The organism is Acinetobacter sp. CY79 (genome assembly GCF_059515845.1).
This window is the reverse complement of record NZ_JCAKMY010000014.1, coordinates 75,304-99,424: the sequence shown is the minus strand read 5'-3', so window position 1 is coordinate 99,424 and position 24,121 is coordinate 75,304. Positions and strand designations below refer to the sequence as shown.

Below are 24,121 nucleotides of genomic sequence, written 5' to 3'. Positions count from 1 at the left end.
TGCCGCCAGCGTTCAATCTGAGCCATGATCAAACTCTTCAGTTTAATATTGCTTAGTGCCTATAGGGCACCAATCTTGGCTCATCAATCTTCTGACAAATATTTCTCAAATAAACTTCGAGTCATTTTTACCATCAATCAATGAAAATAATTTCGATTAATCAATCAGTAAAAATCCACACAAGTTGTTCTTCATAATCTCTTAATGATCTTCTTGCTCTTCGTCAGAGACAAGTTCAACACAATACATCTCAACAACTTAACCTGTTCAGCTAAGTTCGTTTGCTGTATCGCGTCGGGATGCTGCGTATTCTATACATTTTTATTTATCACGCAACCCCCATTTTATCTTAAAAACATCGAGTGTTTATTTTTCAAGCAAAATGGGAGGATTTATTGATTTTCTGACTAGTTATCACTCATGAGTAGCAAAAAAACTCTGCAAATCGCAGAGTTTTTTAATTTTTCAAATGATCTTTATTGATTGATATCAATAAAACCTTGAGTACTATAATGCTTTGTATCCAATTTTTTGATTTGTTTTTTACTTATATATGGATCAAGCGCTTCTACATATTGTAAAAAAGCTTCTGCATAATCCAATCCTACATCTGTACGGCGTTCACCACGGATGGATTTAAGCGTTGTATAGTAATCACCACCATTTGCTAAAAAATCAATCGTCACCACTTTGTATAATTTTTCAAGCTGGATGGGTTGGTATTCTCCAGATTGATTTCTGATTTGAATCGTATGAATCCGCTGTCCTTTATTTTGGGTAAAATCTACTTTCCATCTCATGCCACCAGTATATGGATAACTCCCTGTATTATTTTGTGCAATGACACCATCTATGGCATCTTCCAAAGTTGCTTTGACTTCATTCCCCGTCATATCTAATCGAACGAGTGTATTTTTAAAAGGCAATACATTGTAAATTTTACCTACAGTGACATCACCAATACCGACATCTTCACGAACACCACCACCATTCTGAAATGACAGGTCAGCATTAAAGTATTTTACACCCTGCTGTAAAAATGCTTCGGCAATCATTTGTTGGATATCTCCACCGTGCGTATCTACATGAGCATTTTTATTACATGCATCACCTAATGTTGAACGATTCACATCACGCTGTGTACCCGGCACTCGACGAGAACAAAGATTATCAACCGCGTGAGCCACGATTTTTTCAGCAAAACTTTTCTTTTCTAATTGATATGGTCTAAGAATATCTATCGTTTTCTGATCAGGCTGTACCACTTTAAATGGCACTTGATCTTTGATGAACTGATTTAGAATCATTTGTTTTTCAGTTTCAGTGACAGATTTTGCATCTTTAGCCGTTCTATTGAACTGATCTCCAATCAACACATGGGGTGTACCAGAACAACTTTCTATTTTGCCTTTGTTATTAAATTTAACATTGAGTTCACCAACGATATAACTATATTGCCAAGTTTGGGCAACGCAGACCAAATCGCCATCTTTATTTGTTAACTTTGTCGGATAAGTACCTTCAGGCGTCATGCCATATTTACTTAAGGTTGATGGTCCTAATAAAGTGTGCGAATCACCACCAATAATCACATCAACATCCGTCAGTGATTTTGCCAGTTGTTGATCTAAATCATAGCCAACGTGAGTTTGTAAAATAATTTTTTGAATACCTTGTGCTTTATAAGCATCAATTTCTTTTTGGGCTGATACGATCTCGTCTTGAAATAAAGTATCCGCATTCGGTTGCGATGAGTTCTTGGTTTTTTTTGCAACCGTCAACCCAATAACGGCGAATTTAGCTCCATCTTTTTCAAAGACATGTGATTTTTGAATACGATTGGTTTGATATAAAGGTGATGATTGCCCAAATTGTACATTTGCAGTGAGAATTTTAGTTTTCTCTTTACATAGTGTTTGATCCAAAAAACCAATAAATTTTTGCAAACCCACATCTGTTGCATCAAATTCATGGTTACCTGGCGTAAAAGTATCAAAACATACACTATTCATGGCATCAGCATCCGCTTTACCATCAGTCAGGTTGTAATATAAGTCTCCAGTAATTGCATCACCCGCATGCATTTTTAACACATTGTTTTTTTCAGCTGTCAGTTGATTCATCAATGACGTGACACGTGCAAACCCACCACGACTCACACTAAATTCTTCCTGACCAAAACCAACATCGGCTTTAAATTTAATTGTTTCTTGATCCAAATGTGAGTGATGATCATTGATATGAATTAGATTTAATTCTAATGCTTTTTGTTCAGATTGGGGCGTTGATCTCGAGGAGTCATCATCACCTCCACAACTTGCCAAACTTAAACTGCTTAAGGCAATGAAAGTGAAACAACCAATCCGCTTCTGAAGATTTGTTTTCATTATAATGCTGCTACTTAAAATTATTTTAAATAGAGTCTCTGTATTTTTAATGTCAATTAAATGAATAAATCATGAATGTTAGGTTAAAATTATGATTAGACACTATATTCATTATCACCATCTTAGCCTGATTCAAGATCACTAAATGACTGAATAAACTTATAATTCACAATATTCGAGCTCACACTTTCAGCACATTTTTCCGCCATAGCAGTAATCGTTAAACTCGGATTCACATTAACATTGATTGGGATAGCACTCCCATCTACAACATAGAGTTTTGCATATCCAAAACTTCATGCTTCGCATCGATCACACCTTTTTAGGTTCTACGCCATCTCAGCAACACCCAGTAAATGTGACGCTACTGATAAATCCCCAACACTTTCCAAAAATACATTTTATACTTCGCCATGGTTCACCTCAGCAAATACTTATGCCGATTGATGTGCAATCGGTATAAAAGAAGGCGCCCCTCCCCAACCCATAGCGCTTGCGCAAGCACTCTGCCACGAATGAAAATTTCTGTATTTGTGTCATCAAACTGAACTTCACACAAACTTTCTTTATCGCCTGACACTGCTGTTAGTAATTAAAGTTCAATCGTAGTGACAATATGTACCGACAATTTTATTCACAAAAAAACCAGTCAATAGACTGGTTTTTTAGGGTCACGAGTTAACACTCATGCCTTATTGAATCATTTTTTTAAGAAGCCTTGAACCAAATTCAATACATTTTGGATATCACTATTCGCTTCTTGCTGATCAGTCTGACCCGCTTGTGGTGTCAATGAATCAATAATCTCTGGTAATACCGATGAAATCGCACCATATACATCTTGAGTTGGTACTTGCGCTTGAGCTGCTACATTTTCGACATCTTGCTGATCAAACAGGTTTTGAACAGATTGAGTTGGAATATTGGCATTTGCCCCAGGACCTGTAGACACCCAGTCATCTACTTGACTGGTTAAGCCTTGTCCTTTCAATTGATCTAGTGCGCCTTGTAGACCACCATTTTTTTGGATCCAACCCAAAACCAAAGGAACAACCGCAATTAAAAGTGATTGTGCATTAAAACCACTTGATTGTTGAGCAGGTGCTTGCTGCTGACCACCCGTTAAGCCACCCAATACCGAGCCTAAAATCCCACCTAAACCACCTTGTTGTTGTGACTGATTTTGACCACCCATTTGCCCCAACACTGAACCAAGAATGCCGCCCAATCCACCTTGCTGTGATTGATTATTTCCACCCAGTGCTTGTTTCGCTAAAATTTCTACAATATTGCTTAAATTTGTCATGTTATATACCTAATTAGAGTTATCACCTCATCGAGCATACAATTATTATTGTTCTCTGATGAAACATAATTGTTGTAGTTTCTATGATACTAAATTTTACTACTCTTTTTCGCAACGATTACCAACGAAATTTATTCCAATGTTCAGGGTTCGCCCAAAATTTAGAATTAAACCAATCAGGAACATGCTTGTAGGTCAAAATATTAAATTGCCATAATGCAAAGTCTTGATCATGTGTGGTTTTATCAATGAACTGTGTAAATCCGAGACTTCGCAACATTTGCTCATCTTGTAATTGGCCGACCACCACAATTCTTTTCGCCATCAAATCTCGAAGCTTGACCAATACTTGGACTTTCTGCTGTTCGGTGATATCAATAAAATCAGCCGTATTGAGCAATACAAATCCTAAATCATATCTTTGCGTAAAGGGAAGCTTTAAGTACTCAGTTACGTTAAAATATGACCATTGAATTGAATGTTGATAGTCTTGGCTCAAATTTTGCCCAAGACATAATGCAGTTTGAATTGGCTGTTCATTAGATAAATCGTCTAGCATCGACGTGATGACATTTTTCTCAGCCATGACTGCACCTTATTTTAGAGAGAATGAATACATGGAACTCCAAGGCATTTGTCATAAAATGCATGCAGGTCTACGCAACCTAAGTGTAACTGAACAACAAACGCACAAGGCAAATGTTGAATATAAATTCACTTTGGATCGTTCAGAAATTGATCTTCCGTTCCAATTGGGTCAAGACATTGAGATTGAAGCGACTGGAAATATTTATTGTGTTTCATGTGGTTCAAAAACACCTAAATCATATTCGCAAGGTCATTGCTTTAAATGTATGAAAACGAATGCAGCGTGTGACATGTGCATTATGAAACCTGAAACTTGTCATTACCATTTGGGTACATGCCGCGAAGAAAGCTTTGCACAAGAAGTTTGCTTTCAACCCCACATCGTTTATCTCGCCAATTCAAGTGCTTTAAAAGTCGGAATTACGCGTTTAGGTCAAATGCCGACACGATGGCTAGATCAAGGTGCGACACAAGCTTTACCAATTATGAAAGTCGGTTCACGTCGTTTATCCGGTCAACTTGAAGTGATGTTTGGTACTCAAGTGGCTGATAAAACCGATTGGCGCAAGCTACTTAAAGGTGAAGCTGAACCTTTAAACTTAATTGAAGTTCGTGATGAACTATTAAATGAGTTTGAACCTCAAATCGAAATGATTCGAGATGAGTTCAGTATGAGCTTAGATTTCAATGAAAATGTTGAAATACTTGAAAATGAATTGCCTCGAGAGTTTATTTATCCAGTAGACATTTACCCTGATAAAATTAAATCCCATAATTTGGATAAGACCCCGATTATTCGTGGCAAGCTTCAAGGGATTAAAGGTCAATATCTGATTATGGATACTGGCGTGATTAATATCCGTAAATATACGGGTTATGAAATCAAACTGAGAGCTTAGATTGATTTTAAAGTTTAGCCTTAATCGCTTGAATATTAGAAAACCGCTTGAATGAGCGGTTTTTTATTTTTAGATCATTTGACTTGAAATTAACTCAAGAGTTTAACGATTGCCTCGACAGGATCTTCATTATTGTCTGCCAACAGATGTTTATGCATGGTGAATAATTGCATTGACTGGATTTTGGAAGTTTCAATATCCATTAACTTTTCAATTTCATGGGCCAATTTTTCAGGCGTTGCATCGTGCTGAATCAGTTCCTGAATGACTTTTTTACCCGCCACAATATTTGGCAATGAATAATATGGAATCTTAATCATGAACTTCACCACATGATAAGTCAGCCAATTCAATTTATAAAAAGTCACCATTGGACGGTGTAGTAACATCGCTTCTAAAGTTGCTGTACCTGATGCAAGCGCCACTATGTCACTAGCATCCATCACCATACGCCCAATTTTAGATTCAGTTCCAGTGTTTTCCAACAGCTGAATCTGAGATCGTAATTGCTCAGGATATTGTTTTAAAATTTCATTAATCTGCTGCTTTCGCGCATCATTAATCGCAGGGATTAAAAATACATAATCTGGGTATTTTTGATAAAGCAATTGCGCCGCATCTAAAACTAAAGGCGCTAAACGCTCAATTTCACCACGTCGGCTACCGGGCAATAGTGCAATATGCTTTTGGGTCATATCCAATCCTAAAGCTTGTTTCGCATCAGAAATTGGATTTACTAAAGGCAATTGACTTGCGAGTGGATGACCAACAAAGGCTGAATTGACATCAAACTGTTGGTAGAAGGCTTTTTCAAAGGGAAATAAACATAAAACCAGATCAATACTGGCTTTAATCCCATGCACACGCCCTTGACGCCAAGCCCAAACAGAAGGACTTACATATTGTACTGTCTTAATAGGTAAATTTTTCTGTTTAATGGTTTTTGAGAGGCGTAGATTAAAATCTGGTGCATCAATGCCGACAAAGATATCGACTGGATTCTTCATCCATGTGTCGACTAAGCCATCACGCACAGCAAAGAGTTTTTTAATATCTTTTAATACTTCGACAATCCCCATCACCGATAAAATATCCATCGGGTAATAGTTTTTAAAACCTTCAGCGATCATTTGTGGCCCACCAATGCCTTCAAATTCAGCATCAATGCCTTGCTCTCGAAAACGACGGATCAGCTTTGCACCAAGCGTATCTCCTGATACTTCACCCACCACGATACCAATTTTAAGTTTTCGATTTAACAAGATTATTTCCCTCAGAATGCGCCAGTTGATTTTAGCACAACTGTAGATATCTCAAATCGTTGAAATTAAGTTTGGCAATTTTAACAATCAAATGAGTCATCATCAAAACATGATCTTTGTTCAAAATCTTTAGCATTTTTTAGAATAAGCAAATCAACAATCAAGACAACTACTTATAAAAAAAAGCCATAAGATATCCACGTTTTTTTATAAGTCAGATTGTGGCATGTACGGTTCTATCGAATATATTTTAGCAGGTGTTTTAGTTGGGTTCTGCGTAGGCGTAACAGGTGTTGGTGGTGGTTCACTCATGACGCCAATCCTCATCACCCTCTTTAAAATCGAACCGCATATCGCCATTGGTACTGACCTGTTGTATGCAGCCATTTCAAAATTTTTTGGTTCTGTGGTTCATGCCAGAAAGCTCAATATCGTTTGGCCAATCGTGATTTGGTTAGCCGTAGGCAGTATTCCGGCATCTCTGGCGACCACATGGGTTTTGGACAACTATTTAAGTCAATCTACGCATTACAAAGCGATATTGACGATGGTTCTCGGCTTCATGCTGACCATTACCGGTATTTCGATTGTGTTTAGAACACAAGTGGAACGCTTCTTTAGCCGTTTTGGTAAACCAATATCTCATGAAGACATCGATCAACAACGTGAACGCCTAAAAAGCAAACGTTTACAGATCGCTTTGATGGGGATTGTACTGGGTATCTTTGTAACCTTATCCTCGGTCGGTGCTGGTGCATTCGGTATCATGGCACTCATCATCATGTTCCCCAATTTGCCAATGATCCGCATTATTGGTTCTGACGTTGTTCATGCTGTCCTACTCACCTTAGTGGCTGGTATGGGTCATATGAGTTCGGGTAATGTCGATTTTGAATTATTAATGTGGTTATTGATGGGTTCAATTCCAGCCATCATTGTCGGGACTTTAGTCAGCTCACGCTTACCTGAAAAAATTATTCGTAAGATTTTGGGTATTACACTCTTTGCACTGGGCATAAACTTTATGATTAATCCAGTCAAATCAAAACCTATCGCACCTGCAGAAGTTACCATCAGCGTTCCAGCTTCAGTTGGTCAAACAATCTAAAAAATAAAATAGAGCGATTGATATTCCCCTGTCATTTTTCAAATAAGAGTGACTGGGGTTGTTATTTAAAGCATGAATAGAATATTTAATTTGACAATGCTGATTAAATCTACGATTGTTTGCAATGATTAAGTTAACTCTAATTAATACCAAAAAGACCAAATCATTACTTTTTTTTATTAAATGCATTCGACTTTTTGATAACAAAATATCTACTGAATCGTGATATATTCAGTGAATTGAACATTTTTTTGTAAAAACGAACCAGTGACGGCAATGAATACACTACAGTCAAACTCCATTACACAATCCGATATCGATGATGTGAATGTACAAAGTTTTCAACCTCTTGTTCCTCCTGCTCAACTTAAAGCAGAACTCCCATTAAACGAAAAAGCATATCAAACGGTGCTCAATGGTCGTGAAACTGTCCGTCAAATTTTAGATGGTCAAGACAAACGTCTTTTCGTAGTGATTGGTCCTTGCTCTATTCATGATATTGAAGCGGCTCATGATTATGCAGACCGTCTTAAAGTATTAGCAGAAAAAGTAAAAGATACGCTGTACATTATCATGCGCGTTTATTTTGAAAAACCACGTACAACAGTCGGTTGGAAAGGTTTAATCAACGATCCTGACATGAATGACTCATTCAATATCGAAAAAGGCTTACGTTTAGGTCGTAAATTATTGCTTGAGTTGAATGAAAAAGGTCTTCCTTGTGCAACAGAAGCGCTTGATCCAAACTCACCACAATACTATCAAGACCTAATCTCATGGTCTGCAATTGGCGCACGTACCACAGAAAGCCAAACCCACCGTGAAATGTCATCAGGCCTTTCATCACCTGTTGGTTTTAAAAATGGTACAGATGGTGGTTTAACTGTTGCAACCAATGCCATGCAATCTGTTAAACATGGTCATAGCTTCCTCGGTCTAAATGATCAAGGTCAAGTCTCTGTAATTCGGACTAAAGGCAACCCATATGCACACGTTGTACTGCGTGGTGGTAATGGAAAACCGAACTATGATGCAGGCTCTGTAGCAGATGCAGAAAATGCTTTGGCTAAGGCTAAAGTCAGCACCAAAATCATGATTGATGCCAGCCATGCCAACTCAAACAAAGACCCGTACCTTCAACCGCTTGTTTTGAAAAATATTACAGAACAAATTTTGAATGGTAATAAATCGATTGTCGGTATTATGGTAGAAAGCCACTTAAAAGGTGGTCGTCAAGATATTCCTGAAAATCTTTGCGATTTAGAGTATGGTAAGTCTGTAACTGATGGTTGTATTGATTGGGAAACGACTGAAAAAGTACTGCTTGAAATGGATGCAGCTTTGAAAGACGTATTACCAAATCGTTAATAGTTTTTAAAACGCTATCAGATGATGGCGTTTTTTTTGACTGAAGAATTGATAGAGGTGATATCGAAATGGATGACTCTAAAGTGAGTGAGTTTGAAACAGATCATGACGTTGATCATCTGGATACAGAATCGCTTGAAGCCGAACTCAGCCAAGTACCGAACTTTCAATTTATTCATCAACATTTAATGAGTTCTGGCCAACCTTCGGCGGAACAAATTGCTAAAATCAAAGCTTACGGTGTGGATACACTCATTAATTTAGCCTTTACAGATTCAGAACCGCATTTAGCCAATGAAGATCGTTTATGTGCAGAATTAGGATTAAATTACATTCAAGTCCCAATTCACTGGGAAATGCCGACTGACGAACAATGCATTTTCGTTCTTGATTTAATTGATCATTTAGTCCAACAAAAAATGGTTTGGATTCATTGCACTGAAAACAATCAATGCAGTTGCCTCATGTATCTCTATCGCCAATATTACCTTGATATGGATATGCCCACTGCACAAGAACTCATGCATCAGATCTGGGAACCCAATGAGACTTGGACTGGTTTGATTCATGCCGTTGGATTACAACTTCAAGGGAGAAAATCGACTTTGGATTTGCAACATTCCCTGATGAGTGCTGATCAGTTTTCTTGATTTGTATTACTTATTTCAGATATCTTAATTCTTTTGTCAAAGCCATCACTCTCAAATCAAAAAGTGAATTAGACCACGATCCAATTCACTTTTAATTTTTCAACTTAGCTTATGTCAAAATTTATTATTTTTGATGCGTCACCAGCACTGTAGCCGTAGACAAGATTCCTTCTTGTCGACCTGTAAAACCTAGTTTTTCAGTGGTTGTCGCTTTAATACTAATTTGAGTGACATCAAGATCCATGACATCCGCAATACTTTGACGCATGGCTAAATGATGTGTTGCCAACTTTGGGCGTTCACATGCGACTGTAATATCTGCATTGGCAAGCACATAACCACGGTCTTTAATCAATTGATAAACATGTTTCAACAAATGACGACTATCTGCACCTTTAAACGCTGCATCTGTATCCGGAAAATGTTGACCAATATCACCAAGTGCCAAAGCACCTAATAGCGCATCACATAGCGCATGTAACACAACATCCCCGTCGGAATGTGCTTTTAACCCATGTGTATGCGGAATTTGTATACCCGCTAAAGTGACATACGCCCCTTCTTCGAACGCATGTACATCCATTCCTTGTCCTATACGAATTGGTAACATCACTTTAAGCTCCTATATACATAAATTCGTCTATAAATCTTGTATTCATACTTTCTATTTCGCTATAGTACGTATGCAAACACAGTGAAAGTATAAGCGATCATGTTGTTGAAATACGTATCGAATTCGATTAAATCCATAGTTTCTGCATTCTTTATTTGCACCGCTGCAACGTCTATCAGCCATGCAAAAGCGCTGAAATGTGATGAAACAGACGCACCTCAGTTTTTAAAAAATCTCTGTGTTGATTCTTTTAGTGATTTACGTACAGAATTTAATGAGCACTTTCATACTACATATTTAGTGACAGATGCTCCTATTCGATTGATTGATGCTACTCAAACCCTTTGGAGTCAACGCGTTCAACAATGTAAAAATTCAAACTGCTTAAAGCAACAAATGAATTTAAGAATTGAAGATCTTAACTTTTATACGTCAATGAATCAGTCTTTAACGCAGCATTATCTTAAGTTTGAACAAGGCAAGATTTCAAAACAGCCTGCACATATTAAGATTCATCAACTGACCAAAGACCGGATTAAGATTGAAGGAACGGCATACCGAGATCCCAATAATCGCGCTGAAAGTCAAAGCATTCCTTTATTGGCTTACACGACAAATGAAAATAAAAAAGAAATTTTAGACAACGAAAATGATTGTAAATATGCATTGAATTTTCAAAAATCCATTTTGATTATCGAATCAAAAACACAAAGTAAGAACTGTGATCGTTTTAATGGGATTTATCGTCTCTATGATTAAATCAAACCCTATTTCACGTAGGATAAAATAATAGTTCAATCCATTCAAAGTTTTGGTAGTACTAAAATCCAACGTGTAAGAATTAATTTATATATTTTTATATCAATAACTTAGTAATTTTATCACGTCATATTCATGCATTACCGTAAATTATTCTCCACCCATTAAAGCAATAATTTAAATAACTCAAATAGAATTTCATTTAATATAATTAAATTCATTCATCTCAGTAATTAATAGGCTTTACTAGAAATTCTATTAAACTGTTCTTGCATATCATTAAATGCATAAGTAAAACCTAACAATGAGAGTTGGTGCTCAACTATACGATGTTCATTATTTTGGTACTGTGTATAAGCGAAATATCCAGTTTTAAATTGTGCTATCAGGCTTTGTCCATTTCTAAAAAAACCACCTAATTGCTGTTGGCTAGAGTGCTGATCTATACGAATTTTTCCATGTGAATTCGGTGCATGATGCTCACCAACATTCACCACGTAATCATGATTAATTCGTGCCACTGACAATGGTCCTTTACGCATGACACAGGCTTTAACCTCATCATATTTACGGTATTCACATTTAATTTTCCAACTGGCACGACCGAGCATCTGATTTTCAATATTATTGAAATGACGATCAGATGCGGGAGAAACAGCAACTTTTTTAATTAACGTATTGAGATGATCTTCCTGTGCATTCACACTTTCGATCCCCCCCAAAAGCCCCAAGACTAATAGTTTTTGTTTAAATAATACATTCATTTTTAGGTTCTAATAATCCACAATAATTTATTGAAGCAAATTTGAGCAGAATATAGCACAAGTCAGAACCTTTTATAAATTTAAATATATGATTATTATGATTAAACATAATTTAATTAGGTAAATTTTCACAGTTCTAAATAGTCATTGATAAACTCATCACAGCAAGTATTGCCATAACAATTCCTAAAAACACCGTTAGATTAATTTTCTCTTTAAAAACAACTAAGCCCGCAATCACACCAAACACCACAACCAATATATTCATCCCTGCAAAAACCACTGCTGGAGAATCTTTTAAGAGCATGTGTGCTTTGACGTAAAGCGCAATATTGGCAAAATTTAATACACCCAAACTTAAACCTGCTAATAGGTTTTCTTTGCTCCATTTTGTATTTCTGAGTGCTAAATATCCCATAGACAATATGAATGCAAAAATAAACATCAGGTTCAAAGAGACAGAAAACTGTAACCCTAAGCTCGTCGTATATTTGAGCAAAATATCAATTAGTGCATAACCAAACCAAACGCCTAACAAGGACAGAGTTGCCTTGGATGAGTTTGAGGATGCTGCACCACCTGATTTCATAAACACAATTATGAATACAGCAACTAAACCAATGGCTATACCCATCATTTTAAGTGGACTGAACGATTCATTAAATAAAAAATAGGCTGCAATTAAGGACAATATAATAGACAGTCTTTGAGCCACTTCTGTCTTTAAAATACCTGCTGTTGCTAATGATTTGGCTAAAAGAAAAAAAATTGAAGGTAAACAAACACCCAGTACCACAATCAACCACCATGGCGTTTCAGAAATGGAAATAGTGGTTAAATTAGGTTTAAACCAAAAAAAACACAGAACACTGGCCGCCAAATAATTCCATGCGATCATTTGCAGTGGATCTAAGCCTTTGGACTTGGATACTTTTAGAAAAATTGAGACTAAAACACTACATAGCGCAGCAGAAAATATCAGTTCCATCTTGAGCCTTTTATTTTAATGATCTTAAATATTGGATTCTTGCTTTAAAGCATATTTTTGAATCTTAAATACATTAAAAAAGCCCACATTGCTGCGGGCTTTTCAGTATAAACAATTTAGAAATTATTTATAACGGCTCACCATTTTCTCTAAAGAGATCGGGCGAATTTTGTCAGCATGACCTGCTGTACCAAAAGCATTGTAGCGATCAACACAGATATCTTTCATTGCAACAACAGTTTCAGCAAAGAATTTACGTGGATCAAATTCGCTTGGTTTTTCAGCCATCATACGACGCATAGCACCTGTAGATGCTAAACGTAAATCTGTATCAATGTTGATTTTACGAACACCGTGTTTAATTGCTTCTACCAACTGCTCAACAGGAACACCATAAGTTTCTTTGATGTCGCCGCCATATTGGTTAATCACAGCCAACCATTCTTGTGGAACAGAGCTTGAACCGTGCATTACAAGGTGTGTATTCGGTAGTGCAGCGTGAATTTCTTTAATACGATCAATCGCAAGAATGTCACCTGTAGGTGGACGCGTAAACTTGTAAGCACCGTGTGAAGTACCTACTGCAATTGCAAGCGCATCTACATTGGTATCAGCAACAAACTGAGTTGCTTCTTCAACAGATGTTAAAAGTTGAGAGTGGTCTAGAACACCTTCTGCGCCTACGCCATCTTCTTCGCCAGCTAAACCAGTCTCTAGACTACCTAGACAACCGATTTCACCTTCAACAGAAACACCACACGCATGCGCTAATGCGACAGTACGACGTGTCACATCAACGTTATATTCATAAGACGTTGGTGTTTTACCATCAGCAGCCAAAGAACCATCCATCATTACAGATGAAAAGCCCAATTGGATAGAACGCTGACATACATCAGGGTCAGTACCGTGATCTTGGTGCATTACCACTGGAATATGTGGCCATTCTTCAATTGCCGCCAAAATTAGGTGACGTAGGAATGGAGCACCTGCGTATTTACGAGCACCAGCAGATGCTTGAACAATAACTGGTGAATTCGTTTCGTCTGCGGCTAACATGATTGCGCGCATTTGTTCTAAGTTGTTTACGTTAAAAGCTGGTACGCCGTAATTGTGTTCACCGGCGTGATCCAAGAGCTGGCGCAATGAGATAAGAGCCATAATTTCCTCCCAGGTAATGCCCTGTATTCTACCCTGTCATGTATTTCAATTCAGCAAGAAATCACAGTATTTCATAAAAAATCCCTGCTTATGCAGGGAGTTTTAGGTAAAACCTTGAGCAAATACAATTTATTGATATTATTGAGCAGCTGATGCTTCAGCCGTTTCATCTAAAGTTGCTTGATCAGCAGGTACATTTGCAACTGATTCAGGAATATCGGTATTGTTTTCGTCTTGTAATGGTTTATCAATGGCATCGATTGCAGCTTGTTGTTCTGGGCTTACATTTGCAGATTCTTCAACAACCACTTCTGAAGTTGCAGCTTGATCTGCAGCAGGTGCTTTTTCTTGTTTAGAACATGCAGTAAAAGTTAATGGGAATGCCAAGCAAGCAGCTAAAACTAATTTAGAGTTCATCACAATTCCAAAAGTCTATGATTTAATTCAAACAAATTTTATTGCAAAAATATTTCATTTTAATGACCAATTAAAGAACATCATTTTTATTCGCTGAATTTAATCAACTTTAAAATAAAAAAAGCTGACCAATGTGTCAGCTTTTTTTTATAATTTGTTTCAGTTATACGAATTAAGCACGTTCAATCAGAGCAGCAACTGCAGGCAGAGTTTTACCTTCAACAAACTCTAGGAAGGCACCACCACCTGTAGAGATATAACCGATTTTGTCAGCAACTTCATACTTATCAATTGCCGCTAAAGTATCCCCACCACCTGCGATAGAGAAACCTTCCGATTCAGCAATCGCTAAAGATAAAGTCTTAGTGCCTTCACCAAATTGATCGACTTCAAAGACACCGACTGGACCATTCCAAAGAATGGTTTTAGATGTTTTCAAGATTTCAGCAAACATTTTCGCTGTTTCAGGACCAACATCCAAAATCATGTCATTATCAGCAACGTCTTCAACTTTCTTCACAACGGCTTTTGCTGCTGCCAATGAACCAAGGAAGTCAGCAAAATCAATTTCAGATGCATCTGCAACAACGACATCTGTTGGAAGTGGTACAGAAACTTTTGCTGCAATGGCTTTTGCTGTTTCAATTAAATCATTTTCACACAGTGATTTACCTACATTGAAACCAGCAGCAGCTAAGAATGTATTGGCAATACCACCACCTACGATCAATTGATCACAGATGTCTGAAAGTGAAGTTAAAACATCAAGTTTTGTTGATACTTTTGAACCTGCAACAATCGCAACCATTGGTTTTGCAGGCGTTTGTAATGCACGACCTAATGCATCTAACTCAGCAGCCAATAATGGACCAGCAGCAGCAACTTTAGCTAAACGTGCAACACCTTCCGTTGATGCTTCTGCACGATGCGCTGTACCAAATGCATCCATCACAAATACGTCACAAAGCGCTGCGTATTTTTGCGCTAAATCTGGATTATTTTTCTTTTCGCCCGCATTAAAGCGGCAGTTTTCTAATAGAACAACTTGACCCGCTTCGACTTCAACACCATCTAAGTAATCTGTGATGAGTTGAACGTCTTGACCTAAAGCTTTGGTTAAATATTCAGCAACTGGTGCTAATGATTGTTCAGGTTTTGGTTCGCCTTCAACTGGACGACCTAAATGTGAATAAACCATGACCGCTGCACCTTTTTCAAGCGCCGCTTTAATCGTTGGTAATGCAGCTCGTAAACGGGCATCACTCGTAATCACACCGTTTTTAACAGGAACGTTTAAATCTTCGCGAATAAGGACACGCTTACCTGCCAAATCTAGATCAGTCATACGCTGAAAGTTCATGTATAGCTCACTTTTTATATATCAAAATCGCATAGATTCTAAATGATTATGCTAAAAAAAGTTAGAGACTTTTGCATAAATGGTGTGGAATTGTTTGGTTTTGATTATCATAGGATCAGTCCTATACAGAACTTTTGCTTATGTCATTTCATCCAGATCCAAAAATCAATCGTTTAAACGTGCTTGGTGAGCCACTTGCGAGTTGTTGCTTTGATCCAATCACTGGATATTTCCGCAATGGATTTTGTCATACCGCACCATCCGACTTAGGACAACACACTGTGTGCGCTGAGATGACTTCTGAATTTTTAAGCTTTTCCCAAAGTATTGGGAATGACTTAACGACTCCTCTTCCTGAAGTTGGTTTTCCTGGTGTAAAACCTGGTGATTTTTGGTGTATCTGCGTGACACGTTGGGTAGAAGCTTATCAAGCTGGCATGGCACCCAATGTTAAACTCCAAGCCTGTCATCAAGCTGTTTTGGCTTATGTGCCTTTAGACTTACTGATGGAATATGCTGTCTAACTTAAAACTGAAATGGTTTAACGATATTTGAAATTCATACTTCATAGTTTATTGCTTGCTTTTAAAACTTATTTGTTCAGGACATGTATATGAGCCATACCCCTATTATTTTGGCTTCAAGTAGCCAGACACGGAAAGATTTGATGGATCGCTTGGGTGTGGATTATCAATGTATATCACCAGAAATAGATGAGTCCCCTCAAGGTGAACGACATGCAGATGACCTGGCAAAGCGATTAGCATATGAGAAGGCTCATGTTATAGCGGAGCAACACCCACATGCCATTGTGATTGGTTCGGATCAAGTGGCTTGGCGCGAAGGCGCTCCTGATATTTTTATTGGTAAGCCTTTAACAGTAGACAATGCCGTTAAGCAACTGCAAGCCAACTCAGATCATTTTGTCTATTTTAGTAACGCTTTAAGCGTGCAGCAGCAATCTATAGACTTTGAACATACGATTATTGAGCATTATAAAGTCAAATTCCGCACATTGAGTTTGGCTGAAATTGAGCGTTATGTAGAGCGTGATCAGCCTCTACATTGTGCGGGAAGCTTTAAGTGTGAAAGTTTAGGCATCAGTTTATTTGAACAGATGATTGGCCAAGATCAGACAACGTTGATGGGTATGCCGATGATTCAATTATGTATGATATTAAGAAAATTAGGATTTAATGTACCGTAATGTACTACGTACGATAAATTAGTGAGGGATTTTATTTCTTCGCTTTCTTCCAAACTTTAAAAGATATAAATTTAAAAATACTATTAACTTTAATGATTTAAACTATGAAAATATCACTAGCACCTTTTTGCAAAGTATCACTCTTAATTTCAATTCTTTTATTCTGTAATCCATCCTTGTTTGCAGAAAAAACATATGCCGTAGAAAATAGTACAAATCAATACAGCAAAACTCTTGTCAATGAATGGGTGAAGTTTAAATTGATTAATTTAGCTTTAGAAGAGAAAGGTGCTAAAACACAAGAAGAGTTTATTCAACTATTGTCCGACAAAAATACAAATGCTAAAGATCGTATTCACGCCATGCTAAAAAGTATGATTGATGAATTCAATACTGAAATTAAATTGCTCAACCCACAAACAGTTGAAATCAAAAAATTAGTTGATTTATATACTAAGAATAATGAAATCTCACTTAAAGTTATGCCAAACCATTTTCAACTTGTGCAAACACCTGAAGACAATAGTCTTGAATCAAATCGACATCATCAAGAGTTTATGCGATTTGCCGATGCAACAGCTGCCGCTGTTAAATATGAAAGTGAAATTGAAATACAAGTCCTACAATATTTAAAAGATCATCCTTTGAAATAACCACTTTCAGTTAACTCACCTTAATTTGGACTTGCTTAGAATAGTAAGTCCAAGGGACAATACTCCAAATTTCATATGTAGTTCGATCCCATGTCTCAACCTTTAGACGTCCTTGGCGGAATTACCGCTGAACAATTTCTCTCAGAATATTGGCAAAAAAAACCACTTTTAGTTCGTAATGCTATTCCTGAAATTACAGGAATTTTAGAACCTAATGACGTGATGGAACTGGCACTTGAAGATGAAATGAGTGCCCGCCTAATTAAACAGAAAGACCGTGATCCAAATCAATGGACAGTGAAATCTTCACCATTAATTAAAGCTGACTTTCAAAAGATGCCAAAATTATGGACATTGTTGGTTCAAGCTGTTGACCACTATTCATTTGATTTATCTGAGATGTGGAAAAAGTTTCCGTTCATTCCTCAATGGCGTCGTGAAGATATCATGGTGTCGTATGCACCTAAAGGCGGTTCGGTAGGTAAGCATTTCGATTTCTACGATGTTTTCCTTGTACAAGGTTTCGGGCACCGTCGTTGGCAGTTGGGGCAACAATGCGATGCAACTACAGAATACGTTGCTGGACAACCACTTAAGCTTTTACCTGAAATTGACGTGAATTTCGATGAAGTCCTTGCTCCAGGTGACTTACTCTATGTCCCACCTGGTCTTGCACATTATGGCGTAGCGGAAGATGACTGTTTGACCTATTCATTCGGTTTCCGTATGCCAAATATTGCGGATATGGTTGATAGCTTAGGTGATGCAATTTCGATTGATGAATGCCTTCAAAATCCTTTAGCTGATATTCAACGTGATCAAACTTCAGCGATTGGTGAAATTACGTCACAAGAACTTCAATATCTACGTGAAAAACTTTTGGAAGAACTGCAAAATCCGAATGCACTCAATGAAGCCTTGATGACTTTAATTTCACGCCCCGGCTATCCAAATAATATTCCAGAAAATGATGAAATTGGTGTCGGTGATTTAGAAGAGGCACTAGATCAAGGTTATTTACTCAAACTTGAGCCTGCATCACGACTGCTTTATAGCGAGTTTGATGGTGTCTTACGTTTTTGGGCAAATGGTGAACGCATGGATATTGCTGAAGCATTCTCTGCAAAACTCAAAATGATCGCTGACGGTGAAATCATCGAATTCAATGAAGAGCTGTACGATCAAAATATTTTAGAAAATATCGCTGAGCTAATGAATGCATCGATCATTATGCTCCTACCGCCAGAAGAGTCTGCTGAATAATCAGAAAACAAACTCAAAATGATTGAAATTCGTTCTAAGTTATTGATAGCTTAGAACGAACAATTCGATACTTGCGAATTCTTAGATTTATTCGTAATTTGAAAATATAAATTTTTGGAACAATAAAAAATGGCAAGCCCAGCGCAAGCAATAAGACACAAATTACTCAACACCTTTTTTTCAAGACACTCCATCTGGTTTGCCTGCATTTTTATTGCACTCAGCATCACTTGGTTAAGATTGTTCTATCATCCTCATTATATTTACTATTTTATGTCGGATACGGTCATTAATATTTTATGGCTCATCACATCCGCATTGAGTTTTTTAGGACTGTATGACGTTTTACAAAATAAACACTCCATCCTCAAAAACTATCCAATCATGGGACATTTCCGCTTCCTCTTTGAAGACTTTAGACCTGAAATTCGCCAATACTTTATTGAGTCGGATCAAGATGCGCTGCCATTTTCAAGAATGCAACGTAGTCTGGTCTATCAACGTGCAAAGAATGAAAATGCAGATAAACCCTTTGGTTCAATTATTGATGTTTACCAACAAGATTATCGATTCATCAATCATTCGATGACACCTAAACACCCTGCTGATCCTACGACATTCCGTATTAATATTGGTAATGAACAATGCACTCAGCCCTATAGTGCATCGATCATGAATATTTCAGCGATGAGTTTCGGTAGTTTAAGTGCAAATGCCATCCGTTCTTTGAATTTGGGTGCAAAGCTTGGAGGTTTTTATCACGATACAGGCGAAGGAAGTTTAAGCCCATATCACCTTGAAAATGGCGGTGATATCGTTTGGCAAATTGCCAGCGGGTACTTTGGTTGTCGTACCCCAGAAGGCAAATTTGATCCCCAAAAATTCGCTCAGCAAGCCAGCCTTCCCAATATCAAAATGATCGAATTAAAACTTTCTCAAGGTGCAAAACCTGGTCATGGTGGGATCTTACCGAAACATAAAATTACTGAAGAAATCTCTCAAATTCGTGGCGTGCCACGTGACCGAGATTGTATTTCACCACCAACCCACTCTACTTTTAGTAATCCAATTGAAATGATGCATTTCATTCAACAATTACGTGAACTTTCAAATGGTAAGCCTGTTGGATTTAAATTGTGTATCGGTCAACCTTGGCAATTCATGAGTATAGTTAAAGGTATGTTGGCGACCAATATCATTCCCGACTTTATTGTAATTGATGGGTCTGAAGGCGGTACAGGCGCCGCACCGATTGAATTTAGTGACAACATTGGCACACCATTACGTGAAGCCCTCCTATTTGCACATAACACTTTAGTGGGCGCTGGACTTCGAGATCAAATTAAGCTTGGTGCAAGCGGTAAGATTATTAGTGCATTCGATATTGCAAGTACGTTTGCCATTGGTGCAGATTGGGTGAATTCTGCACGTGGGTTTATGTTTGCTGTGGGTTGCATTCAAGCGCAAAGCTGTCATACCAACCAATGCCCTGTGGGAGTCGCAACGCAAGACCCTGATCGTCAAAAAGCCATTCATGTTCCAACAAAAGCTGAACGTGTTTTTAGCTTCCATAAAAATACGCTGCATGCCTTGTCAGAAATGATTGCCGCTGCTGGTCTTGAACATCCAAGCGATATTAAGGCACATCATTTAGCGCAACGTGTAAATGACCGTGAGATCAAAAACTATGCTCAATTGCATTTTTGGTTAAAAGAAGGCGAACTGCTCACTTGCGAAAATAAAGATGATAAAAATTTTTATTATCGCATGTGGAATCTCGCGAAAGCTGAGCAGTTTTAACACGTGAGTCTACTTTGGCTTGAGATCGAATCCCGTTCGACTCAAGCCATTTTCAAAGTTACGCTGAATTCTATACGGTGCTAAGTCTTTAAATGTGATCTGATTAGGCAATACCAATAATTTTTTTAATTGAGCAGCAACATAGGCGTGAATGTTTTGCTGATGCTTGCTATAAGAATCTTTTAAATAAATGAAATCGTAAATCAGAAAAAGCGGAATTGACACAACCAATAAACTGAGAAGATGCAAAAAAACAAACATGAACTGATCAATAAATCCTCCTTCTCCTAAAAATAATATAGCCCAAAATAGAGCCATGATACCGATGACACATAGGGCTAAAACACTGAAATCACGGTACTTGAGTAAGCTGTCATTGATTTGATACACCAAGTCCAAAAGCACATCTTCATCTAAATAGACATATCGATGTTGGTCTGATAAAGCCCAAATATATCGCCCCTGTTTATCTGCTAAATTTGAATATAAGACAGTCACTGAGGTCTTATTTTTTAAATGAAATTCATCTATATACGTATATAAAGCTAATTTATCTAAGTTAAATTTAACTAAGTTGAAAGGATCGCTATGTTCAGCAGAATATGGAATTTTCTCAATCTGAATTGCGGTGAGTGTGCCTTGAGATTTGAACAATTTATACTTTTCAGCTTCTGTTTGAATCAAACCAAATTGATTTTTATGCTTTAAAACTTGTTGCAATGCTGCTTGAATGTCATGTTTAGACTGATGATGAAGACTCATCAGAATTTTGACATCAAAAAAAATTTTGTTGAGTTCAAAATATGAATTGGTGTGAGCGAAATGTCGTAATTGTACAGGAGTTATTTTAGGAAAATTTAGCTGTTCAAACACTTCTTCAAGCAATGCTGAGTGATCTTTCTTTTCAGTTAACGTAAATATTGCCAAGCCGATCCCGATGCTGGCGATGAAAATTAGCAAAAGCCAGTCTTGAATATTTCCCAAAAAAATATCCCAATAGCTGATTAACTGATGCGCAATAATCATACTCAAGATAAAAATAAAACAACTTAAAAATATATAAACAAAACGCGCAAAAGAATGGCGCAATCCTTGTGAGTTATCATTCATTAATTGAGGTTTGAGATAAAGTTGCTTGGTTTTATGATTTAAAATCGCGTAAACCTGTTTGGATTGATCGTCATGTACAACTTGAATTAAATCACCCACTTGATAAAATCTGTCTTGATCATCAATATCAATTTTAAATGCAGCGTGATTACTCAGTTTAAGAATAAGAGAGGACTGCTTTGTATTATTGGATCGTTGAATTATTTTTGCTTGAGTAGCATTAAGATTGAAACGCTTATACATATAAAGGTCGATTATTTATATCGTTGTTATTCATTATTGAAGGGCTAATAATAGCCCTTACCCGTTTGTGCATGTAAAAAAGCAGGAATCAAACCCGTCAGTGCCGCACGAATATCTGCTCTTTCATTGATTAACTGATGAGAGCCTTCCTCCAACATCAGTAAAGTCTGTAATCTAAATTTCTCACGTATAAACTCAATATTATAACGCCAATCGACCGTTTGATCCTGAGCACCCTGTGCCAACCAAACTGGAATTCGACATGCAGGACGTTGCTCCATTTCCTGCATCCATTTAGACATTGCCAAAATCCAATCCATCCCCATCATTCGAGGCTGTAAAGGATCTTTGAGGCGCACAAAACGTAAAAATTCAGGGTTATGATTATTCCGTTTAAAATGCCTTGGAACTTCGCGCTTAATACGACGAATAATCCCTAAACCTACAGAATTATGCCACCACGCTGATTTCGCAGGACGAACCAAGGGTGACAATAAAAGCACGCGCTCTACAATGGGATTTTTACGCTGCTGTGCGTATTCCAATAAATGATGCATCCAAATGGCAGCGCCTGTACTTTGTCCAATACCGAGCCAAGGCTTAGGAAGTTGATCTGCTCCCTTTAAATACTGATGTACCGCATGTAAAACCTGTTGGTAATGGTCAAAATTTTGGATACTTGCCGCATTTCCATTACTTAGACCATGACCTGGTAGGTCGTATGTAATGACACTAAAACCTTGATCTAATAATTCACGAATGATTGGCTGATAAATACCACTGTGTTCTAAGTAACCATGTAATAGAAAAACGGTGCCTTTAATTTGATCAATAATAGGTTGATACACTTGTACATGTAATTTAAATAATGGCATTTTGACGTAACCTTGCCAAAAATGACCTTCTAATTGATCTAGACCATAGAGTCGTCTGTACGCTTGAATTTCCTTAGAGGGTTCATAAGGACGATTCAAATTTAAAGGCTCAAGTGTTAAGGGGGTGTCGTTCCGATTTGGAATAGGTAAATCTAGTTGCGTCAACACACTTGGATTGAGAAAAGGAATATCAGCCATTATGGAACCTCTCTACAACCACTTGAACCAAATAATACATCACGAATTGATGCAAGCATCTCATAGTTGGCACGGCGACTATGATCGTAGTTTTGCAAGCTCGGTCGCCATTTTGTCATGGGTGTCGGCATTGGTGCTTCAACAGGAATAGTCTGAATGCCATTCAGTGCAAATAAACGACGCGTACGAGGCATATGGTAGCGGTCGGTAATCAAAATCACGGTTGGTGCTCCCCCTTTTTTTTGTAATAATAATGAGCTAAAGCGTGTGTTTTCACAGGTATTCATACTTCTATTTTCTAATAGATTAGCTTCCACGCCTGAATTTTTCAACCAAGCTTGCATATAAGGCGCTTCCACACCGCTCAGTACAATCGGCAATTTACTTTCTTTTTCGACTTCAAGCGTTTTCTCAAGCCGTAAGCGTGTGTATTCATTGACCACGATATCTATTTTATTTTTACCCAACGTTAGTCCACCACCCAAAGTCACAATGGCATGCGGTTCTGAACTCGCTTTTTTCTTATCCCCTTGACTCTGAATTAATGCAATATCTTTATAAGTCTGATCATCTACAGACTGTAAGGAAGTTACCTCTATAGGATGGGTTTCAAGAAATTGAGTGTAGGTTTCTCTTAAAGCCTTATCCTCAGCACTTTCCTTTAAATTTTGAATAGATTCTTCTTGCTCATCATTTTTCACGTCACTTGCAGGTGTTGAAATCTCTGCACTTTCTACAGCAGCGACAACAGGAATCTTAGGCGTGTCTTTAGGCTGTTGCTGATTATTATCTTTCAGCGTGTTCTTAATTTCATCCAACAATATTTGATAGCGGGTTTGAATCAAAACAAGATCTTCTATTTTCTTATTTTGGATCGCCTGCTCCATCAAATCCAAATAAGCTTGGCGCGCAATCCACAACCTTGATCCCGGCTCATAATCAGCATGATCGGTCAGTGCAGCCATCTGCTGACTTTGAGCAGCCACAACATCCACATTTACAGGGACAAAGGTATTTAGCGCTTTAACGACTAGATTCGAATAAAATGGCGTATACCAAAAAACCAAGAGAGAACCTAAAAGCACGAATAAAAGCGCCATCACGCGTACGATTGAAATCATCCAATGCTGTTTAGACATAAC

At 37.6% G+C, this 24,121-nt stretch carries 23 protein-coding genes and 1 pseudogene; 10 read left to right on the top strand and 14 right to left on the bottom strand.

Annotated features, from left to right (window positions below; translation table 11 throughout):
• Positions 1–476: 476 nt before the first annotated feature.
• The 4 genes and pseudogenes from AC5YCE_RS07720 to AC5YCE_RS07705 form a co-directional block, all read right to left on the bottom strand.
• Positions 477–2,387, bottom strand: a complete 1,911-nt coding sequence (locus AC5YCE_RS07720; RefSeq protein ID WP_496171609.1) for a bifunctional metallophosphatase/5'-nucleotidase — start codon at positions 2,385–2,387, stop codon at positions 477–479.
• Between the two features lie 197 nt (positions 2,388–2,584).
• Positions 2,585–2,680, bottom strand: a pseudogene (locus AC5YCE_RS07715) (GMC oxidoreductase); the annotation flags it as partial.
• A gap of 407 nt (positions 2,681–3,087) precedes the next feature.
• On the bottom strand, positions 3,088–3,693 hold the full coding sequence (locus AC5YCE_RS07710; protein WP_496127028.1) for a YidB family protein: 606 nt from the start codon (positions 3,691–3,693) through the stop codon (positions 3,088–3,090).
• Positions 3,694–3,811: 118 nt separating this feature from the next.
• A complete protein-coding gene (locus AC5YCE_RS07705; protein WP_496171608.1) occupies positions 3,812–4,279 on the bottom strand; it encodes a DUF6231 family protein in 468 nt (155 codons plus the stop codon).
• Between the two features lie 31 nt (positions 4,280–4,310).
• Between AC5YCE_RS07705 and AC5YCE_RS07700 the strand changes: the two genes are divergently transcribed.
• Complete coding sequence (locus AC5YCE_RS07700) at positions 4,311–5,180, top strand: DUF2797 domain-containing protein (RefSeq protein ID WP_496171614.1); 870 nt, start codon at positions 4,311–4,313, stop codon at positions 5,178–5,180.
• Between the two features lie 89 nt (positions 5,181–5,269).
• Here the strand turns inward: AC5YCE_RS07700 and lpxB are convergent, their stop codons facing one another.
• Positions 5,270–6,442, bottom strand: coding sequence for a lipid-A-disaccharide synthase (lpxB, locus tag AC5YCE_RS07695; RefSeq protein WP_496171607.1), 1,173 nt, complete (start codon positions 6,440–6,442; stop codon positions 5,270–5,272).
• 226 nt (positions 6,443–6,668) lie between these two features.
• Here lpxB and AC5YCE_RS07690 point away from each other — a divergent pair, with 226 nt between their 5' ends.
• From AC5YCE_RS07690 to AC5YCE_RS07680, 3 genes are all read left to right on the top strand, one after another.
• Positions 6,669–7,550: a sulfite exporter TauE/SafE family protein gene (locus AC5YCE_RS07690; RefSeq protein ID WP_496127031.1), complete on the top strand. Its 882-nt coding sequence runs from the start codon at positions 6,669–6,671 to the stop codon at positions 7,548–7,550.
• Between the two features lie 276 nt (positions 7,551–7,826).
• Complete coding sequence (locus AC5YCE_RS07685) at positions 7,827–8,918, top strand: 3-deoxy-7-phosphoheptulonate synthase (protein WP_496127032.1); 1,092 nt, start codon at positions 7,827–7,829, stop codon at positions 8,916–8,918.
• 68 nt (positions 8,919–8,986) lie between these two features.
• The gene (locus AC5YCE_RS07680) at positions 8,987–9,568 is read left to right on the top strand and encodes a protein tyrosine phosphatase family protein (RefSeq protein WP_496171606.1); all 582 of its coding nucleotides are present in this window, start codon (positions 8,987–8,989) and stop codon (positions 9,566–9,568) included.
• Positions 9,569–9,692: 124 nt separating this feature from the next.
• Here the strand turns inward: AC5YCE_RS07680 and ispF are convergent, their stop codons facing one another.
• Positions 9,693–10,181, bottom strand: coding sequence for a 2-C-methyl-D-erythritol 2,4-cyclodiphosphate synthase (ispF, locus tag AC5YCE_RS07675; RefSeq protein WP_496171605.1), 489 nt, complete (start codon positions 10,179–10,181; stop codon positions 9,693–9,695).
• Positions 10,182–10,280: 99 nt separating this feature from the next.
• Between ispF and AC5YCE_RS07670 the strand changes: the two genes are divergently transcribed.
• The gene (locus tag AC5YCE_RS07670) at positions 10,281–10,940 is read left to right on the top strand and encodes an A1S_1983 family putative colistin resistance protein (protein WP_496171604.1); all 660 of its coding nucleotides are present in this window, start codon (positions 10,281–10,283) and stop codon (positions 10,938–10,940) included.
• A gap of 233 nt (positions 10,941–11,173) precedes the next feature.
• Here AC5YCE_RS07670 and AC5YCE_RS07665 read toward each other — a convergent pair whose 3' ends face one another.
• The 5 genes from AC5YCE_RS07665 to AC5YCE_RS07645 all read right to left on the bottom strand — a co-directional run bounded on the left by AC5YCE_RS07665 (position 11,174) and on the right by AC5YCE_RS07645 (position 15,630).
• Positions 11,174–11,704, bottom strand: a complete 531-nt coding sequence (locus AC5YCE_RS07665; protein WP_496171603.1) for a hypothetical protein — start codon at positions 11,702–11,704, stop codon at positions 11,174–11,176.
• 136 nt (positions 11,705–11,840) lie between these two features.
• A complete protein-coding gene (locus AC5YCE_RS07660) occupies positions 11,841–12,692 on the bottom strand; it encodes an EamA family transporter (protein WP_496171602.1) in 852 nt (283 codons plus the stop codon).
• Between the two features lie 123 nt (positions 12,693–12,815).
• Positions 12,816–13,853, bottom strand: a complete 1,038-nt coding sequence (gene fba, locus AC5YCE_RS07655; RefSeq protein WP_496127038.1) for a class II fructose-bisphosphate aldolase — start codon at positions 13,851–13,853, stop codon at positions 12,816–12,818.
• A 138-nt stretch (positions 13,854–13,991) separates the two neighbouring features.
• On the bottom strand, positions 13,992–14,270 hold the full coding sequence (locus AC5YCE_RS07650) for a hypothetical protein (protein ID WP_496127039.1): 279 nt from the start codon (positions 14,268–14,270) through the stop codon (positions 13,992–13,994).
• Positions 14,271–14,442: 172 nt separating this feature from the next.
• Positions 14,443–15,630, bottom strand: coding sequence for a phosphoglycerate kinase (locus tag AC5YCE_RS07645; protein WP_496171601.1), 1,188 nt, complete (start codon positions 15,628–15,630; stop codon positions 14,443–14,445).
• 140 nt (positions 15,631–15,770) lie between these two features.
• Here AC5YCE_RS07645 and AC5YCE_RS07640 point away from each other — a divergent pair, with 140 nt between their 5' ends.
• The 5 genes from AC5YCE_RS07640 to AC5YCE_RS07620 all read left to right on the top strand — a co-directional run bounded on the left by AC5YCE_RS07640 (position 15,771) and on the right by AC5YCE_RS07620 (position 20,553).
• Entirely contained in the window at positions 15,771–16,154 is a 384-nt protein-coding gene (locus tag AC5YCE_RS07640) for a DUF2237 family protein (RefSeq protein ID WP_496171600.1), read from the top strand.
• Positions 16,155–16,243: 89 nt separating this feature from the next.
• Complete coding sequence (locus tag AC5YCE_RS07635; RefSeq protein ID WP_496171599.1) at positions 16,244–16,837, top strand: Maf family protein; 594 nt, start codon at positions 16,244–16,246, stop codon at positions 16,835–16,837.
• Between the two features lie 104 nt (positions 16,838–16,941).
• The gene (locus AC5YCE_RS07630; RefSeq protein WP_496171598.1) at positions 16,942–17,490 is read left to right on the top strand and encodes a hypothetical protein; all 549 of its coding nucleotides are present in this window, start codon (positions 16,942–16,944) and stop codon (positions 17,488–17,490) included.
• Between the two features lie 90 nt (positions 17,491–17,580).
• Entirely contained in the window at positions 17,581–18,753 is a 1,173-nt protein-coding gene (locus AC5YCE_RS07625; RefSeq protein ID WP_496171597.1) for a ribosomal protein uL16 3-hydroxylase, read from the top strand.
• 129 nt (positions 18,754–18,882) lie between these two features.
• Entirely contained in the window at positions 18,883–20,553 is a 1,671-nt protein-coding gene (locus AC5YCE_RS07620; RefSeq protein ID WP_496171596.1) for an FMN-binding glutamate synthase family protein, read from the top strand.
• A gap of 9 nt (positions 20,554–20,562) precedes the next feature.
• On the opposite strand, the gene AC5YCE_RS07615 is transcribed toward AC5YCE_RS07620, so the two are convergent.
• The 3 genes from AC5YCE_RS07615 to AC5YCE_RS07605 are packed head-to-tail and all read right to left on the bottom strand — an operon-like array spanning position 20,563 to position 24,118.
• Positions 20,563–21,906, bottom strand: coding sequence for a hypothetical protein (locus tag AC5YCE_RS07615; protein ID WP_496171595.1), 1,344 nt, complete (start codon positions 21,904–21,906; stop codon positions 20,563–20,565).
• Positions 21,907–21,950: 44 nt separating this feature from the next.
• The gene (locus AC5YCE_RS07610; protein ID WP_496171594.1) at positions 21,951–22,979 is read right to left on the bottom strand and encodes an alpha/beta hydrolase; all 1,029 of its coding nucleotides are present in this window, start codon (positions 22,977–22,979) and stop codon (positions 21,951–21,953) included.
• Positions 22,979–24,118: a YdcF family protein gene (locus tag AC5YCE_RS07605; protein WP_496171593.1), complete on the bottom strand. Its 1,140-nt coding sequence runs from the start codon at positions 24,116–24,118 to the stop codon at positions 22,979–22,981. Before AC5YCE_RS07605 ends, AC5YCE_RS07610 begins: the two co-directional genes overlap by 1 nt.
• Positions 24,119–24,121: the final 3 nt, after the last annotated feature.

What these genes read in the sequence shown, in the direction of transcription:
- AC5YCE_RS07685 (WP_496127032.1), top strand. Translation starts at nt 7,827, where the DNA reads ATGAATACACTACAGTCAAACTCCATTACACAATCCGATATCGATGAT.
- AC5YCE_RS07665 (WP_496171603.1), bottom strand. Translation starts at nt 11,704, where the DNA reads ATGAATGTATTATTTAAACAAAAACTATTAGTCTTGGGGCTTTTGGGG.
- AC5YCE_RS07705 (WP_496171608.1), bottom strand. Translation starts at nt 4,279, where the DNA reads ATGGCTGAGAAAAATGTCATCACGTCGATGCTAGACGATTTATCTAAT.
- AC5YCE_RS07720 (WP_496171609.1), bottom strand. Translation starts at nt 2,387, where the DNA reads ATGAAAACAAATCTTCAGAAGCGGATTGGTTGTTTCACTTTCATTGCC.
- AC5YCE_RS07650 (WP_496127039.1), bottom strand. Translation starts at nt 14,270, where the DNA reads ATGAACTCTAAATTAGTTTTAGCTGCTTGCTTGGCATTCCCATTAACT.
- AC5YCE_RS07690 (WP_496127031.1), top strand. Translation starts at nt 6,669, where the DNA reads ATGTACGGTTCTATCGAATATATTTTAGCAGGTGTTTTAGTTGGGTTC.
- AC5YCE_RS07635 (WP_496171599.1), top strand. Translation starts at nt 16,244, where the DNA reads ATGAGCCATACCCCTATTATTTTGGCTTCAAGTAGCCAGACACGGAAA.
- AC5YCE_RS07680 (WP_496171606.1), top strand. Translation starts at nt 8,987, where the DNA reads ATGGATGACTCTAAAGTGAGTGAGTTTGAAACAGATCATGACGTTGAT.
- AC5YCE_RS07710 (WP_496127028.1), bottom strand. Translation starts at nt 3,693, where the DNA reads ATGACAAATTTAAGCAATATTGTAGAAATTTTAGCGAAACAAGCACTG.
- AC5YCE_RS07660 (WP_496171602.1), bottom strand. Translation starts at nt 12,692, where the DNA reads ATGGAACTGATATTTTCTGCTGCGCTATGTAGTGTTTTAGTCTCAATT.
- AC5YCE_RS07605 (WP_496171593.1), bottom strand. Translation starts at nt 24,118, where the DNA reads ATGTCTAAACAGCATTGGATGATTTCAATCGTACGCGTGATGGCGCTT.
- AC5YCE_RS07615 (WP_496171595.1), bottom strand. Translation starts at nt 21,906, where the DNA reads ATGTATAAGCGTTTCAATCTTAATGCTACTCAAGCAAAAATAATTCAA.
- AC5YCE_RS07670 (WP_496171604.1), top strand. Translation starts at nt 10,281, where the DNA reads ATGTTGTTGAAATACGTATCGAATTCGATTAAATCCATAGTTTCTGCA.
- fba (WP_496127038.1), bottom strand. Translation starts at nt 13,853, where the DNA reads ATGGCTCTTATCTCATTGCGCCAGCTCTTGGATCACGCCGGTGAACAC.
- AC5YCE_RS07620 (WP_496171596.1), top strand. Translation starts at nt 18,883, where the DNA reads ATGGCAAGCCCAGCGCAAGCAATAAGACACAAATTACTCAACACCTTT.
- AC5YCE_RS07610 (WP_496171594.1), bottom strand. Translation starts at nt 22,979, where the DNA reads ATGGCTGATATTCCTTTTCTCAATCCAAGTGTGTTGACGCAACTAGAT.
- AC5YCE_RS07625 (WP_496171597.1), top strand. Translation starts at nt 17,581, where the DNA reads ATGTCTCAACCTTTAGACGTCCTTGGCGGAATTACCGCTGAACAATTT.
- AC5YCE_RS07645 (WP_496171601.1), bottom strand. Translation starts at nt 15,630, where the DNA reads ATGAACTTTCAGCGTATGACTGATCTAGATTTGGCAGGTAAGCGTGTC.
- AC5YCE_RS07640 (WP_496171600.1), top strand. Translation starts at nt 15,771, where the DNA reads ATGTCATTTCATCCAGATCCAAAAATCAATCGTTTAAACGTGCTTGGT.
- AC5YCE_RS07700 (WP_496171614.1), top strand. Translation starts at nt 4,311, where the DNA reads ATGGAACTCCAAGGCATTTGTCATAAAATGCATGCAGGTCTACGCAAC.
- AC5YCE_RS07630 (WP_496171598.1), top strand. Translation starts at nt 16,942, where the DNA reads ATGAAAATATCACTAGCACCTTTTTGCAAAGTATCACTCTTAATTTCA.